Raw genomic sequence first — 564 nt, forward strand, 5'->3', positions numbered from 1 at the left:
GGTTCGCAGCGGCTGGGGATGGGGCGTGAACTCTACGATGTGTTCCCGGTGTTCGCGGCGGCGTATGACGAGGTGTGTGCGCTGTTGGACGTCGAGGTCGACGTCGATGCGGAAACGCTTCATCAGACGGGTTGCACCCAGCCGGCGTTGTTCGCGGTCGAGGTGGCGTTGTTCCGGCTGTTGGAGTCGTGGGGTGTGCGGCCGGATTACGTGGCCGGTCACTCGGTGGGTGAGATCGCGGCTGCTCATGTGGCGGGTGTGTTGTCGCTCGGGGATGCGGCCAGGTTGGTGTCGGCGCGTGCGGCGCTGATGCAGGCGTTGCCTGCGGGTGGTGCGATGCTGGCGGTCCAGGCGACCGAGGACGAGGTGCTGCCGCATCTGTCCGAGGGGGTCGGTATCGCGGCGATCAACGGCCCGCAGTCCGTCGTGGTCTCCGGCGCCGAAGAGGCGGTTGTCGCCGTCGGCGAAGTCTTCCGTGAGCGGGGTCGTAAGACGTCCCGGTTGAGGGTCAGTCACGCGTTCCATTCGCCGTTGATGGATCCGATGTTGGAGGAGTTCGGGGAG

1 protein-coding gene is annotated in these 564 nt (G+C 66.5%); it reads left to right on the forward strand.

All coding sequences use genetic code 11. The features are described from left to right. A partial coding sequence (locus tag IE244_RS41640) for an acyltransferase domain-containing protein (RefSeq protein ID WP_191878774.1) occupies positions 1–564 on the forward strand: 564 nt, incomplete at both ends.

Source organism: Streptomyces filipinensis, assembly GCF_014649495.1.
GTDB lineage: Bacteria > Actinomycetota > Actinomycetes > Streptomycetales > Streptomycetaceae > Streptomyces > Streptomyces filipinensis.